Below are 13,881 nucleotides of genomic sequence, written 5' to 3'. Positions count from 1 at the left end.
GGTTACTCCGTACGACGGCGGCGTTGGGCCGCGAAGACGGCGGCGGCGCCGATGAGCAGGACCAGCGCTCCGGTCGCGACGGCGGGCAGGAACGAGCCGGCATCGTGCTCGGCGTCCGCGGCGGGAGCCGCGTCGACCACCTGGAGGCCGGGGCTGGGGGCGGCCACCGCGGGGGCGCTGGACGAAGGCGTTCCGGAGGGCGTGGGGGAGGCGCTCTCGGAGGGGCCGGCCGAGGCCGGCGGAGTCGCCGGGTCCGGGGCACCGGTCGTGGGTGCGGTCGGGGAGGGCGTCGGGTTGGCCGGCGGCGGGGCGGCCGGGGGCGGGTTCTCCGGCTTCGGGCCCGTGTTGACGTCCGGCGGCAGCGGGGCCGCGGTACGGGTGTCCTTGGGCGCGGGGCCGCCGGCCGGCCGGGTGTTCTTGGCGCGCAGCTGGTCAGGGGTGACGGTCGGGCGCCCCTCGGTGCCCTCGACGTTGGTGCCGCCGAAGATCCACAGGTCGACGCTGCCGGGCTTGGGCTTGTAGAGCATGGCGCCGAGCTGGCTGTACTGCCAGGTGTTCTGCCCGGGGTCGGCGTGCCAGTACGACCAGTAGGCGGAGGCGGGCGGGGTGAGGACGCAGTCGTCCTGCTGCGGGGTGGGGAACTGCCTGCCGCCCTGGTAGCCGCTGTAGCCGATGCGGCAGATGAAGGCGGGGCCGTCGTGGCCGGTGCCGGTGGTGGCCCAGCCGCCCTGATTGAGGAGCTCGTAGCCGGTGGTGGGCGTGGTGCCGCAGGAGCGGTAGACGGGCCCGCCCCAGTGGCTGAAGTCCACCGCGAGGACGACCCCGGAGGAGGTGGTGCACTGGCCCATCGGTTGCGGGGCGGCCCCCGCCGGGCCCGCGGTGGCGGCGAACGCCGCCACCGTCAGGCCCAGCGCGGCGGTGGTCCGGGCAAGGGCCCGCAGGACACGGTTGCTCATGACGACGTGCTCCCGGTGGCCTCGCGGCGGCGTCGGGCGATGCGGGTCGCGCCCCAGCCGCCGAGCACCAGCCCCACGGCCGCCGCAGCGAGCCCGCCGGCCTGGGCGCCGGTGGCGGCGAGGCCACCGCCGCCCGAGCCGCCCGAGCCGCCCGCGCCCTCGCCCGGGGTCACGATCACGGGCCCGGAGGGGTTGCCGGAGGGCTGGAGCGGGGTGGTGGGGACGGGCTGCGGGGTGGTGCCGTCCAGGCTGCGGCTGAGGGTGCCGAAGGAGATGCCGGTGGTACCGCTGATCGCCTGGGTGGAGGCACGGACATCGGAACCCGGCTGGCTGCCCTTGGCCACGTTGAAGCCGCCGTCGGCGTTCTGCTGGCTCGCCAGGAACTTCCGGGCCTTGGCGATCTGGGCACCGTACGTGGACGCGTCCAGCGAGAGTCCCTGGATGGCGAGGGCGGCGGAGTTGACCGAATTCCCGGAGGCGCCCTGGAAACCGCCGTCCTCCTTCTGCTGCGCCGCCAGCCAGACCAGCGCCTTGTCCACGGACTGCTGCGAGTCGGCGTCGGGCAGCAGGTCCACGGTCATGGCGGCCATGGCGGTGGAGTCGACCTCGGCGGTACTGGGCTCGCCTATCAGGCTCACCCAGCCGCCCGAAGGGGTCTGGAGGCTCTTGAGGTACGCGATCGGCTCGGCCGCGGCGGCCGTCTCCCCGGCCCGGACCTGCGCCATGACGCCGAGCGACTGCTTGAAGACGGAGGTGGCGTAGGCGTAGTTGCCTTTGGCCGCGCACTGCTGGCGGACCTCGGTCCTGGCCTTGCAGGTGATTCTGGCGAGTGCGGCGATCAGGTCCTGGTTGCCGAAGTTGCGGGGGTCGCGGCCCACCGCCTGGGCCAGCACCGCAGCCTTGCCGATGAAGCCGCCGCCCGCGTACTTCGTGCCGATGAGGGTCCAGTCGTGGATGCCGCGGTTGTGGCCGTCCCGGCCGCCCTTGTCGAGGAAGTCGACGATATTGCGCAGGGTGGCGTTGTCCCCGCCGGTGGCCGCGAGGGCGTAGGCGCCGTCGATGGTCATGCCGTAGTCGGCGAAGCGCTTGCCGGGCTCGCTCTCGTAGTAGCGGCCCTGGATCAGCCGGGTGGGGCCGGTGAGGAACGCCACGCCCTTCCTGATGTCGGGTCCGTCGCCCGGCGGGACCGACGGGGTGGGGCCGGTGGGCTGGGGGTTGGTCGGCTGGGGGCTGGTGGGCTGCGGGCTGGCGGGGGTGGGCTTGGTGGGGGTGGGCTTCGGCTCGACCTTCCCGGTCAGCGCCACCAGGTCACTCTTGGCGCCCGCGACGGCGACGGTGGTGGTCGCGAACACCCGCCCTTCGGTGTCGTCCTCCTCGAAACCGAAGCCCCCTTGCGGGAACTGGTGCTTGGAGAGCCACGAGATGCCCGCGTCCGCATGCCCGGTGTCGCCGAGCGCGCGCAGGGCCTGGACCGCCCAGCCGGTGGAACTCGGGCTGCCGGTCGTCATATAGGAGGCGGACGGCCAGGCTCCGCTCGCCAGCTGGGACTTCTTCAGGTAGGCCCGCGCCCGCTCGACGGCCGCGTCGTGGCCGCCCGCCCGCTTGAGGGCCAGGGTGATCAGGCCGGTGGCGGCGGCGTCGCTGTCGCACCATCCGCCGGACCGGATGAGGATGCCGGTGAAACCGCCGTCCTCGCACTGGAGTCCGGTCAGCCGGTTCACGGCGTCGGCGGGCGGGGTCACTCCGCCGTTCAGCAGCGCGATGACGGCCATGGCCTGCGCGTCGGACTGGCCGGTGGTGCGGAAGTCGCCCTTGGTGAGGCAGCCCTCGACCGTCTCGCCGTCGCCGATGTCCCGTGGGCAGACGTATGTGACCAGGTCCCCGAGCAGGTCGTGGCCGCCGAAGGCGCGGGGATCCTTCCCGGTGGCCTCCGCGACGAGCGCGAGTCGCGCGGCGGCGGTGGCGTCGGGAATCCCGTCCTTGCCGGCCGGATAGGCGTACGCGTCCGTCTGCGCGGGCGTGGCGAGGAAATCGGCGGCCTTCCGGGCCACCGGGCTCTCCCGGTCGGAGGCGGCCAGGGCGAACACGACCTCGGTGGTCAGGAAGTGGTTGGGGGCGGTGGCGCCCTCGTCGACGACGCGTTCGCCGTCCGTCAGTCTGCCCGTGAGCCAGCGGGTGGCGGCGGCCACGTCCACCGCGCCCCGGCCCGGGACCGGCGGACCCGTCGGGCCGGTCGGGTCGGGCGAGGGAACACCGCCGCCGGCCCGGACGTCGTCGGGGGAGAAGGTGGGCTTGCCGGAGGTGCCGCCGATGTCGGTGCCGCCGAAGACCCAGGCGTCCACGTCACCGGCCTTGGGGGCGCGGGACATGGCACCGAGCGGGCTGTACGTCCAGTTCTTCTGACCGGGCGAGGCGATCCAGTACGACCAGTAGGCGGTGGCCTGCGGGGTGAGGACGCACTCCTCCTTGTCCGGAGTGGGGTACTGCGTACCGGAGTTGAAGGCGCCGGTCCCGATGCGGCAGATGAAGGCCGGGCCGTCGTGGACCGTGCCGGCGGTGGTGAACCCGCCCGTCTGCAGCAGCTCGTAGCCGGTGGTCGGGGTGGTGTCGCAGCCCCGCTCGACCTTGCCGCCGAAGGGGCCGAAGTCCACGGCGACGATGGCGCCGGTGGTCGCGGTGCACTGCTCGATCGGATCGGCGCTCGCGGTCGGGGGAACCGTGAGGAAGGCCACTCCCGCACCGAGCGTCAGAAAGGCCGCGGTGGCGAGGGAGAGAGCGCGCCGTCTCGTCCCCACCCGCCGTTGCGCCTGCTGTTGCGTCCCCACCGCGGCCCCTCGTCTCTGCCGGGCGGCTGCATACGTGGCGATGCGCCCCCGCACGGCCCGGTGGCCATGGGAGGCTGCGACGACCACACCGCAATCCGCGACGGCGCTCTCCGTACTGTGTCCCAGCTCCAGGCATTCCGGCTCACCCGGACGGACCGGGCCTACGGTTGCGGGTCAGCGCCGGACTTCGACCGGCTTCCCCTGGTACTGAGCAGTTATCAGCCGGAGTGCAACACGGATCCGGACGACCCGTCAAGGTGGCGTGGGTCTCAGTGGATGCGTCCGGCGGGCCCGGTGTCCACGTGCCGTCGGCATGGCTGGCGGTCGCTTGATCACTCGGGTAGCGTCCTGGGCTGCCAGATGGGGGAATCCGGTGCGAAACCGGAGCTGACGCGCAGCGGTATGGAACGGCGGGGGCCGTTTCCGAGCCCGAATGCCCATACGGCGATGCAGTAGACGAAGCCGTACCACGCGTTCCGGACGACGGCTCTCCGGCGCTGCCGTGCCCTGCCGTGCCTGTGCTCCTGTGCTCTGTGCCCGGTGAACTGCGGTGTTGCCGGGGGCGACCGGCGTCCGCCGACTCCAGGAGCAGGTCATGTCCCGTCCCCGCACCTCCCGCCGCCTCGCGCTCGCGGTGCCCGCCGCCCTCGGTGCCCTCGCCCTCACCGCGCTGCCCGCCGTCGCGACCTCCTCGCCGGCGCAGATCGCCACCTCCAAGACCAACGGCGTCGCCTACCTCAAGTCGCTCCAGGCGGCCGACGGTTCGTACGCCGGCTCCGGCCTGTCCAACGAGTGGGCGTTCAGCGCCTTCGCCGCCACCGGCACCGCCGTGGCCGACGTCGCCCCGGGCGGCGACACCACGAAGAACGCCCGGACCGTCTACCGCAACCTGCTGTCCACGGCGGGCTGGCCCTCCGGCGCCCCGGTGGTCACCGACTACGAGCGCGGCACCCTCAACGCCTACGCCGCCGGCATCGACCCGGCCCGCGTCTCGGCCTCCCGCAACCTGATCGCCCACATCTACTCGTACTGGCAGACCGCCGAGGCGGGCTACTTCGGCCCGTCCGGCAACTTCAACGGCACCGTCTTCGCGGCCCTCGCCCTCGGCGGGGCCAAGACCCAGGCCGGCGGCGCCCGCGTCCCCCAGGCGCTCACCAACGCGATGGTCACCCGGATCCGCGCCAACCAGCACGTCGACGGCGGCTGGACCTACCAGAAGGCCGAGGGCAACCCCACCGTCCTCAACTCCGCGAGCGACGTCGACATGACCGGCGCCGCGATGGCCGCCCTCTGCGCCTCCGGCGTCCCCAACACCGACGCGGACGTGGTCCAGGCCAAGAGCTTCCTCAAGAGCAAGCTGCTCTCCCCCAACGGCGCCTTCAACTCCCTGTACGGGGTCAACACCAGCTCCAACGGCTGGGGCGTGGCGGGCCTGAACGCCTGCGGCATCAACCCGCAGACCGGGGACTTCCTCACCGCCAACGGCAAGACCCCGATCGACTTCCTGATCGCCAACCAGTACAACCCGGCCGGCGGCTTCAAGTACAAGCCCTCCGACACCTCGCCGACCGCGTACGCCTCCATCGACGCCCTGCGCGCCGTCGCCGGCGGCGGCTTCACCTCGGCACCGCCGGTGCCGGTCACCCCCGGCGCCCCGCAGTGGGTCGCCCAGTCCACGTTCACCGCGGGTACGGCCACCAGGCTGGCGCTGACCGTCGACGACGGCGCGGGCAGCCTCAAGGTGTGCTCGGTGGCCTTCACGCCCACCGGCACCACCACGACCCTCGGCGACGTCCTGAACGCGGCGACGACCGGGGCCACCCCCACGGGCTGCGTCACGAGCGTGACCCCCTCGTCGGGCACCGGCACCATCACCGCGGTCAACGGCAAGGCCAACAGCGGCTCCCACACCTGGAAGGTCAGCGTGGACGGCTCCGCCTTCGCCGGCGCCGCCCGCGACAAGGTCATCAACGTGGGCGACACCATCGCGCTGCGCTGGGGCGCCTGATCCCGTCGGGTGTGCGGCCCCGATCCGGGGGCCGCACACCCTGCGTGAGACCGCCTGGGTGCTGGACGGCGGCCTAGACGGCGGCTTTCGGCAGGGTCACCTCGAAGCAGCAGCCGCCGGCCACATTGCGTACGCCGGCCCGCCCGGAGTGCGCCTCGACGATGCCCCGGACGATCGCCAGGCCGAGACCCGCGCCGCCCGGGGGCGTGCGCGCCTCGGTGCCGCGCCAGCCGGTGTCGAACACCCGGGGCAGGTCCTGCTCGGGGATGCCGCCGCAGCCGTCCGTCACCGACAGCACCACCGTGCCGTCCTCCTCCCGGGACTCCGCCGCGATGGCGACCGTGCCGTCGGCCGGGGTCCGCTGGAGCGCGTTGCCGAGCAGGTTGCACAGGACGCGCGTCATCTCCCTGCCGTCCACCTCGACCGGCAGCGGCGCCACCCGGTCGCCGACGAGCCGGACGCCACGCTGCCGCGCGAGCGCCTCGACACCGGCCATCGCCTCGCCGACCAGGTCGTACGTCGAGATCCGGGCCGGCGACAGCGAGAGCGTTCCGGCATGGATGCGGGAGAGCTCGAACAGCTCGCCGACCATGGTGTTCAGCCGGTCCGCCTCCGTGCGGATCTGGCGGAAGTACCGCTCGGGGTCGGCGGCCACACCGTCCTCCAGGGCCTCCGCCATCGCCCGCACTCCGGCCAGCGGAGTCCGCAGGTCGTGCGAGATCCACGCGACCAGCTCGCGCCGCGAGGTCTCCAGCGCGCGCTCACGCTCCCGTGACTCGCTCAGCTTGGCACTGGTGGCGGCCAGTTCCCGGCTCAACGCGGCCAGTTCCGCGGTCCCGGCCAGGTCCGGCTCCGCGAACGAGCCGTCGTCACCGAAAGAACGCGCCGCCAGGGTCAGCGCCGCACTCCGGGCGACCACCCAGCGGCCCAGTACGACCGCCAGCGCGAAGGAGACCACGGCGGACACGGCGACGACCGTGGTGACCACCGCCAGGTCGTGGTGCGACAGGAACATCGCCCAGGCGACGGTGAGCGTCCCGGCCAGCATCGTCGTCACCGAGACGGCGGCCACGACCGCGAGGGAGACCGCCGCCGACCGGTGCCGCACGGCTCGGAGCACCACGGCCCCCAGCGCACCGGCCACCGCCGCGCCCCCCAGGGCGTACAGGGCGATGAGGACCAGGTCCTGCTCCCGCATGATGGTCATCCCTTCTCGGCGGAGGAGTCGAAGCGGTACCCCAGACCCCAGACGGTCTGGATCAGTGTGGGGTTCGCCGGATCCTCCTCGATCTTGGTCCGAAGCCGTCGGGCATGGACCGTCACGGTGGACAGGTCGCCGAACTCCCAGTCCCATACGTCGCGCAGCAGCTGCTCCCTGCTGACGGCGCGCCCCGGATGGCGCATCAGGTACACGAGCAGGTCGAACTCGCGGGTCGTGAGGGAGAGTTCGGTGCCTCCCCGGACGGCCCGGCGGGCGGCCGTGTCGACCACCAGGCCCCCGGCGCTCAGCAGGGCCCCGCTGCCGACCCCGGCCCCGGCCCCGCTCGTGGAGGCGGCCCGGCGGCGCAGTACGGCCTGCACCCTCAGTACGAGTTCGCGCGGGCTGAAGGGCTTGGTGACGTAGTCGTCCGCTCCGACCTCCAGGCCGAGCACACGGTCCTCTTCCTCCCCGCGGGCCGTGAGCATGATGACGGCGGGGGCCTCCGCTGCACCCCCTGCACCCTCTGCCCCCTCGCGCAGGCGGCGGCACACCTCGATGCCGTCGATTCCGGGGAGCATCAGATCCAGGACGAGCAGATCGGGCCGGCCGTTCGCGGCGCACACGAGGGCCTCGTGTCCGTCGGCGGCGGTGTCGACCGCGAATCCGGCGTTGCGGAGGTAGCCGGTGACGACTTCGGTGACGGTGGGGTCGTCGTCGACGACGAGAATCCGGTGCGGTGGCTCAGCATGCATGCCGTCAGCCTCGCACGGCGCCGCGGGTGCCGAGCACCGTGGCGGTGAAGGCCGCCAGCTGCTCGCGCAGTTCTTCGCGGAGTTCTTCGCTGGGGGCGCTCTTGTCGCCGGCCAGATACGCGACCAGGTCGGCCCGGGTGGCGGCGAGCAGGGCGTGGGCGGTGAAATCGGCGCCGGCCAGGCCCGGGATCTGCTCCAGCAGGTCCCGCAGCAGGCTGTGCCACCGCTCGTAGTGCGCGGTCCGGTAGGGGCTGTCCGCGCCGGTGCCCTCCAGGGCGAGGGCGAGATGGCGGTTGTCGAGTTTGAAGCACAGCACCGCGTCGAGCAGGGCGGGAACGCGCTGGAGCGGCGGGGTGGCCGGCCCCAGGGGCGGCGGCCCCTCCGTGATGGCGTTCCTGACCGGTTCGAGCCGTGCCTCGTACAGCGCGCCGATCAGCCCGGTGCGGTCCCCGAAGGCGCGGAACAGTGTGCCCTTGCCGACGCCGGCCGCCGCCGCGATATCGGCCATGGTCACCTCCTCGGGGCTTCGGCAGCCGGCGAACAGGGCGTCGGCGGCGGCGAAGACGGCTGCCCGGTTGCGGGCCGCGTCCTTGCGTGGACTGCGTTCGGGCATCGGATCGACCCTCCGGTTGCGATGCGGACCGGCGGTCCGTATCGTTCCCGAGCGAGAACCGGACCGCTGGTCCGTATCGTACCGGACGGAGAACCCCCATGCCCGCAACCACCCTGGCCATCGGCGCCACCGGCACCACCGGCAGCCGCACCACCGCGCAGCTGATCGCCGCCGGCCACCGCGTCAAGGCCGCCGGCCGCCGGGCCACCCCGCTCCCGGGAGCGGAACCGGTCCGCTTCGACTGGTACGACCCCGCCACCTTCGGCGAGGCCCTCGACGGAGCCGACCGCCTCTACCTCGTCCCGCCCGTGGGCGACCCGGACCCGGCCGCGGTCATGGTGCCCTTCCTCCGGCAGGCCCGCGCCGCCGGCGTACGGCGCGCCGTCCTCCTCGGCTCCTCCGCGATTCCCCGGGGCGGCCCGGCGGTGGGGGCCGTACACCAGGCCCTGCCCGGGCTGTTCGACGAGTGGGCGGTGCTGCGGCCGTCGTGGTTCATGCAGAACTTCACGGGCACGCACGCCCACGCCGACAGCATCCGCGACCACGGCGTCATCCGGACCGCGGCCGGGAACGGCCGGGTCGGATTCGTCGATGCCGAGGACATCGCCGCCGTCGCCGTCCACGCCCTGACCGCCGACCGGGCGCCCGATGCCGACCTGGTCCTGACCGGACCGGAGGCGCTCAGCCACGAGGACATCGCCGCGACCGTCGCGGCGGTCACCGGACGCGATGTGGTCCACCGGCCCATGACGTACGAGGCCATGCGCGACCGGCTGGCCGCAGCCATACCGCTGGAGTTCGCCACCATGCTGGCCGGTATGGACCGCGCCATCGCGGAGGGGGCCGAGGACCGCACCACCGATACCGTCGAGCGCCTCACCGGCCGTCCGCCGAACCCGTTCCGGCTGGTCGCCGAACGCGAGCTCCTTGTCGGGGGCCGTCGGTGACCCTGACCGGGCTGACCGGGCCGACCGGGCTGATCAGGCGTCGAAGCGCCGGCGGGCGGCCTCGATGTGGCCGAGGTACCGGTGGGTCCAGTCGCACAGCCCCTCGATGGTCACCCGCAGGGCCCGGCCCGGCTCGGTGAGGGTGTAGTCGACCCGTGGCGGGACTGTGGGGTGCACGGTCCGCTCGAGCAGGCCGTACCGCTCCAGCATGCGCAGGTTCTGGGTGAGCATCTTGTGGCTGATGCCCTCGATCTCGTTTCGCAGCTCGCTGAAGCGGAGGGTTTCCTCGCCCAGGGCCTCGATGATCAGGAGCGCCCATTTGTTGGCGACATCCGAGAAGATCTCCCGCCCCAGGGAGTCCGCGCGCCTTACGTCCGCCTCGTCGGGCAGGCCCGTCAACTGCTTGGTCACCATCAGGTTCCCCAGTCACCGAAAAGTGCGTTCTTCCATGTCGGCGACCACTCTCCTACGGTTTCCCAGTAACCACAAGAGAGCAATGGAGGCAGGCAGCATGGCCATCACCCTGGTGAACCCCACCGGATTGCCCGAGGTCGACGCCTACCGGCAGGTGTCGGTCGCGACCGGATCGAAGACGGTCTTCATCGCCGGGCAGGTCGCCTGGGACGCCGAGGGGACCACGGTCGGCGAGGGCGACCTCGCCGCTCAGGTCGAACAGTGCTACGTCAACATCGGGACCGCCCTGGCCGAGGTCGGCGGTTCCTTCGACGACGTGGCGAAACTGACCGTCTACGTCGTCGACTGGACCCCCGACAAGATGCCCCTGCTGATGGAGGGGGTCAGCCGGGCGTTTGCGAGGCTGGGCGTCGCACCGGTCCCGCCGGCCACGCTGCTGGGCGTCGCGGCACTGGACATCCCCGAGCACCTGGTCGAGATCGAGGCCACCGCCGTCATCGACTAGCCGGGCGACGGCCGGGCGACGGCCCGATGACAAGGCCGCCGAACGCCCGCGCGTCCAGCACGGCCGCTCCGCCCGCGTCGTTGTTGAAGAAGGCGAAGACGTCCGCGTCTTCGGGCCAGGTGTCCGCGATCCGGCCGGCCCAGGTCCGCAGGGCGGTCCGGCCGTACCGGGGCGCGGGCCGGGCGCGGCCCTCGTGGAAGCGTACGTAGCCCCAGTCGGCGGTACGCCACAGCGGTGTCGCGGGCCGTGACCCCCGGTCGGCCCAGCACAGGGCCGCACCGCGGTCGGCCAGGACCGAGCGGACGGCCGCCGTCCACCACGACTCGTGCCGTGGCTCGACGGCGACGCGGGTACCGGCCGGGAAGCAGCCGAGGCAGGCGTCGAGTGCGGCCGGGTCGGCCCGCAGGGTGGGCGGCAGCTGGAGCAGCACCGGGCCGAGCCGGTCGCCGAGCGGCGCGGCGTGCGCCATAAGCCGGTGAACCGGTTCGGCCGGCTCGCGCAGGCGCTTGACGTGGGTCAGGAAACGGCTCGCCTTGACGGCCACGACGAAGCCGGGCGGAGTGCGCTCGCGCCACTGGGCGAACGTCTCGGGCGACGGCAGCCGGTAGAAGGCGTTGTTGACCTCCACGGTGCGGAAGTGGCGGGCGTACTCCTCGAGCCACAGCCGCTGCGGCCGGTCCGGCGGGTAGAGGATGCCCGACCAGTCCCGGTACTGCCATCCGGAGGTGCCGATGTACACGGCCATACCGTCCACCTGCCCTCCGGCGGCCCGGTCACACCACCCACCGGTTCCTGTCCGCTGCCCGACAGCGGGCGGCCCGGTCAGCGGCCGGTGGGCCTGCCGGAGGTCAGCCGGGCCGCTTCGATCTCCGCCCAGACGGCCTTGCCGTTCTCATGGGTGTGGGTCCCCCAGTGATCGGAGAGGCGCTCCACTATGTACAGGCCGTGGCCACCCGGGGTGCCCCGCTGCGGGGACGGGTGCCGGCGGGGCGGCGTCGTCGAGCCGTCGTGGACCTCGATCCGCAGAACCTCGCCGGCGGTGAGCGCGAGTTCGGTGCAGCCACCCGCGTGCAGTGAGGCGTTGGTCAGCAGCTCGGACACCAGGAGCAGAGCGTCCTCGGCGGTGTCGGTCGCGTCCCAGCCCCAGTCCTGCAAGGCCTGCCGCGTGAAGTCGCGTCCCTTGGCCACCCGGCCGCGGACGCCGGACAGGGCGAGCCGGCGGCGCTGCCCCGGAACGGGAAGTCCGGAACGCAGGGGACCGCCGGTCTTCGGGCCGATGGTTTCCACCGTGGTCTCTCACCCCCACCGTTGACACTGGCAGTGTAGGCGAACGCCGGTCTCAGGAGGCTGCCATGTGCATCCTCAGGGTGAGGCCGCTGTCCGAGGCGCGGACCTCGACCAGGTCGCACAGCTGATGGATCATCCACAGCCCGCGCCCACCGTTCACCGATGCCAGGGAAGGACGGCGGCGCCCCGCCAGCGGGTCGGTGAGCCTGCCGCGGTCCCGGATCTCGGCCACGACCCCGGCACCGGGGGTGCACCACAGCCGGAACGCACCCTTCCCGCCTCCGTGGGAAAGGGAGTTGGCGGCGGCCTCGCTGACCGCGAGGACGAGATCGCCGCGCCGTGCCGGGCTCAGGGCGGTGCCACGGGCCCAGCTCTCGACGTACGCCCGTACCTCGCCCAGCTCACCGTGGGCGTACGCCCGCCAGGGCGCGCCGCCTGCGGGTTCGGGCAGGGGGAGGTCGCAGCCGGCGCAGACCTCCGCGGCGTCGGCGTAGTCCGGGCTGGGCAGCAGGTCCGTGCCCTTCGCCAGCACGGTGGGATGGGTACGCCGGGCATCGGACACCACCGCGGCCGGCAGGCCCAGTTCGTCGTACGGGCACAGGACCGTGGCCCGCCGCCCCGCGAAGGCGGTGTTGATGAGGGCCTCGTGGCGGGTGGCCTCCAGCACCTCGGCCCGGGTGCGGCCGGGCCAGATCGGCTCACCCACGATCCGGGCCGGCCGGTCCGGGTGCCGGTCGGCGAAATCCTGCAGGGCGGCCAGGATGCGGCCGGGATTGCGTCCCGCCCGTGTCATGTCCGTCCAGCTGACCCCGGCCGCCGTCGCCAGGTCGCCGAGGCTCTCGCGCAGCGCGTCCAGCCGCGGGCCCGGCACGGCCACGAGCACGGGTTCACCGGCCGCGAGGGCGGTGCGTACGAACCCTCCCACGCCCGCCAGGTACTCCTCCTGGCCCCGGTAGAAGAGGGCGGGGTGGACGAAGGCCCCCGGGCCGGCGGGCGCGGGCGGGTTGATCATGCTGCGACCTCCAGCGCGGCACATTCGTCCGGAAACATCTCCACCAGCCTGCGGAGCGAGTACGGCGGGTGGTGGAGCAGCAGCCGGCGCCCCTGGCCGGTGACGGTGGCGGTGGCCTGCACCAGGGCTGCGACCGCGGCCGGGTCGACATGGACCACGGCGGAGAGGTCGAGGTGGACGACCTGGCCGGGAATCCGGGTGACGGCGCCGAGCGCCGCGCACAGGATCGGCCGGGTGTCGAGGTCGCAGCTGCCGCTCAGGCGGGCGCCGGGACGGTCGCACAAGGGCTGCGCGGTCAGCGCCGGCTTCGGCTCCGGCTCCGGCGCCGCTGCCGGCGCCGGAGCGCCGACGCGCGGGCCCGACCCTTCGTGCCGCTGCGATGGTGAGGGCATGACCGCTGCCTACACCGGGAGCATGCCGGCCCGCAGCCGGGCCAGGGTCCGGGACAGCAGGCGCGAGACCTGCATCTGCGAGATGCCGAGTTCGGCACCGATCTCGGCCTGCGTCTTCTCCTGGCCGAAGCGCATCTGCAGGATCAGCCGGTCCCGTTCGCCCAGTTGGCCGAGCAGCGGCGCGAGGGTGTGGAACTCCTCGAAGAGCTGGATGGCCGGGTCGAGGTCACCGAGCCGGTCCGCCAGTGGCCGTGTCGTCCGGGTCGTCACGGCCGGCGGCTCGTCATGGTCGGCGCCGGTGGTGTCCAGGGAGCTGCTGCTGTAGCCGTTCGCGGCCACCAGCCCGTCGATGACCTGCTCCTCCGTCAGATCGAGGTGCTGGGCGACCTCCTTGACCGTCGGGGCCCGGCCCAGGTCGTCCGTCAGCGCCTCCTGCGCCTTGGCGAGTTCCGTACGCAGTTCCTGCAGGCGGCGGGGGACGTGCACGGCCCAGGTGGCGTCGCGGAAGTGGCGTTTGATCTCACCGGTGATGAACGGCAGCGCGAGGGTGGAGAACTCGACCTCGCGGTCGGGGTCGTAGCGGTCGATGGCCTTGATCAGCCCGATGGTTCCCACCTGGACGATGTCGTCCATCTCCAGGCCCCCGGCCGGTACCCGGGAGCGGAAGCGCCGGACCGCGAACTGCACCAGCGAGAGGTTCATCTCGATCAGGGTGTTGCGGGCGTACTGGTACTCGCGCGTGCCCTCCTCCAGGACGCGCAGCCTCTCGAAGAAGAGCCTGGACAGCTCACGTGCGTCGGCGGGCGCCATCTCCCGGGCGTTGTGCACCTCCGGCAGTGCCACGGCCTGGCCGGGCACGGCCTGGGCGGGCACGGCGGGCGTGCTCTGCACGTCCACGGCACGAACGGGGCTGATGGCGGTGGCCGAGTGCGACATGGTGGCCGTTCCCTCCCGGTTGACTGAAATGAC

At 73.1% G+C, this 13,881-nt stretch carries 14 protein-coding genes and 2 riboswitches; of the genes, 3 read left to right on the top strand and 11 right to left on the bottom strand.

Annotation, left to right across the window (positions count from 1 at the left end):
• Positions 1-2: 2 nt before the first annotated feature.
• Positions 3-956 carry a hypothetical protein gene (locus DEJ50_RS02970; RefSeq protein WP_150205843.1) on the bottom strand — a complete coding sequence of 318 codons (954 nt, stop codon included), beginning with the start codon at positions 954-956 and terminating at the stop codon, positions 3-5.
• Positions 953-3,781 (bottom strand): prenyltransferase/squalene oxidase repeat-containing protein, encoded by a 2,829-nt coding sequence (locus tag DEJ50_RS02965; RefSeq protein WP_150205842.1) that lies wholly within the window; start codon positions 3,779-3,781, stop codon positions 953-955. The genes DEJ50_RS02970 and DEJ50_RS02965 overlap by 4 nt, the downstream gene beginning before the upstream one ends.
• Before the next feature lie 109 nt (positions 3,782-3,890).
• A riboswitch (cobalamin riboswitch) is annotated at positions 3,891-4,028 on the bottom strand.
• A gap of 74 nt (positions 4,029-4,102) precedes the next feature.
• Positions 4,103-4,241: riboswitch (cobalamin riboswitch) on the top strand.
• 135 nt (positions 4,242-4,376) lie between these two features.
• Between DEJ50_RS02965 and DEJ50_RS02960 the strand changes: the two genes are divergently transcribed.
• Complete coding sequence (locus tag DEJ50_RS02960) at positions 4,377-5,789, top strand: prenyltransferase/squalene oxidase repeat-containing protein (RefSeq protein WP_150205841.1); 1,413 nt, start codon at positions 4,377-4,379, stop codon at positions 5,787-5,789.
• Positions 5,790-5,862: 73 nt separating this feature from the next.
• Here the strand turns inward: DEJ50_RS02960 and DEJ50_RS02955 are convergent, their stop codons facing one another.
• Genes DEJ50_RS02955 through DEJ50_RS02945 form a run of 3 tightly spaced genes read right to left on the bottom strand, consistent with a single transcriptional unit; the run spans position 5,863 to position 8,355 of the window.
• Positions 5,863-6,987: a sensor histidine kinase gene (locus tag DEJ50_RS02955; RefSeq protein WP_150211853.1), complete on the bottom strand. Its 1,125-nt coding sequence runs from the start codon at positions 6,985-6,987 to the stop codon at positions 5,863-5,865.
• A 5-nt stretch (positions 6,988-6,992) separates the two neighbouring features.
• A complete protein-coding gene (locus DEJ50_RS02950; RefSeq protein WP_150205840.1) occupies positions 6,993-7,742 on the bottom strand; it encodes a response regulator transcription factor in 750 nt (249 codons plus the stop codon).
• Positions 7,743-7,746: 4 nt separating this feature from the next.
• A complete protein-coding gene (locus DEJ50_RS02945; RefSeq protein ID WP_150205839.1) occupies positions 7,747-8,355 on the bottom strand; it encodes a TetR/AcrR family transcriptional regulator in 609 nt (202 codons plus the stop codon).
• Positions 8,356-8,453: 98 nt separating this feature from the next.
• Here DEJ50_RS02945 and DEJ50_RS02940 point away from each other — a divergent pair, with 98 nt between their 5' ends.
• A complete protein-coding gene (locus DEJ50_RS02940) occupies positions 8,454-9,302 on the top strand; it encodes an NAD(P)H-binding protein (protein WP_150205838.1) in 849 nt (282 codons plus the stop codon).
• Positions 9,303-9,335: 33 nt separating this feature from the next.
• On the opposite strand, the gene DEJ50_RS02935 is transcribed toward DEJ50_RS02940, so the two are convergent.
• The gene (locus DEJ50_RS02935) at positions 9,336-9,716 is read right to left on the bottom strand and encodes a winged helix-turn-helix transcriptional regulator (RefSeq protein ID WP_150205837.1); all 381 of its coding nucleotides are present in this window, start codon (positions 9,714-9,716) and stop codon (positions 9,336-9,338) included.
• 97 nt (positions 9,717-9,813) lie between these two features.
• Between DEJ50_RS02935 and DEJ50_RS02930 the strand changes: the two genes are divergently transcribed.
• A complete protein-coding gene (locus tag DEJ50_RS02930) occupies positions 9,814-10,221 on the top strand; it encodes a RidA family protein (protein WP_150205836.1) in 408 nt (135 codons plus the stop codon).
• Here DEJ50_RS02930 and DEJ50_RS02925 read toward each other — a convergent pair.
• From DEJ50_RS02925 to DEJ50_RS02905, 5 genes are all read right to left on the bottom strand, one after another.
• Positions 10,211-10,966, bottom strand: coding sequence for a DUF72 domain-containing protein (locus DEJ50_RS02925; RefSeq protein ID WP_150205835.1), 756 nt, complete (start codon positions 10,964-10,966; stop codon positions 10,211-10,213). The genes DEJ50_RS02930 and DEJ50_RS02925 overlap by 11 nt on opposite strands.
• Positions 10,967-11,043: 77 nt before the next feature.
• Positions 11,044-11,508: an ATP-binding protein gene (locus DEJ50_RS02920; protein ID WP_190344237.1), complete on the bottom strand. Its 465-nt coding sequence runs from the start codon at positions 11,506-11,508 to the stop codon at positions 11,044-11,046.
• 52 nt (positions 11,509-11,560) lie between these two features.
• Positions 11,561-12,520 (bottom strand): sensor histidine kinase, encoded by a 960-nt coding sequence (locus DEJ50_RS02915; protein ID WP_150205834.1) that lies wholly within the window; start codon positions 12,518-12,520, stop codon positions 11,561-11,563.
• Positions 12,517-12,912, bottom strand: a complete 396-nt coding sequence (locus DEJ50_RS02910; protein WP_150205833.1) for a lipid asymmetry maintenance protein MlaB — start codon at positions 12,910-12,912, stop codon at positions 12,517-12,519. Before DEJ50_RS02910 ends, DEJ50_RS02915 begins: the two co-directional genes overlap by 4 nt.
• 9 nt (positions 12,913-12,921) lie before the next feature.
• Positions 12,922-13,848, bottom strand: a complete 927-nt coding sequence (locus DEJ50_RS02905; protein ID WP_150205832.1) for a SigB/SigF/SigG family RNA polymerase sigma factor — start codon at positions 13,846-13,848, stop codon at positions 12,922-12,924.
• Positions 13,849-13,881 lie beyond the last annotated feature (33 nt).

It is taken from the genome of Streptomyces venezuelae, from assembly GCF_008642295.1.
Lineage (GTDB): Bacteria > Actinomycetota > Actinomycetes > Streptomycetales > Streptomycetaceae > Streptomyces > Streptomyces venezuelae_C.
The sequence above is the reverse complement of the archived record's forward strand: the minus strand, read 5'-3'. Positions and strand labels throughout refer to the sequence as shown.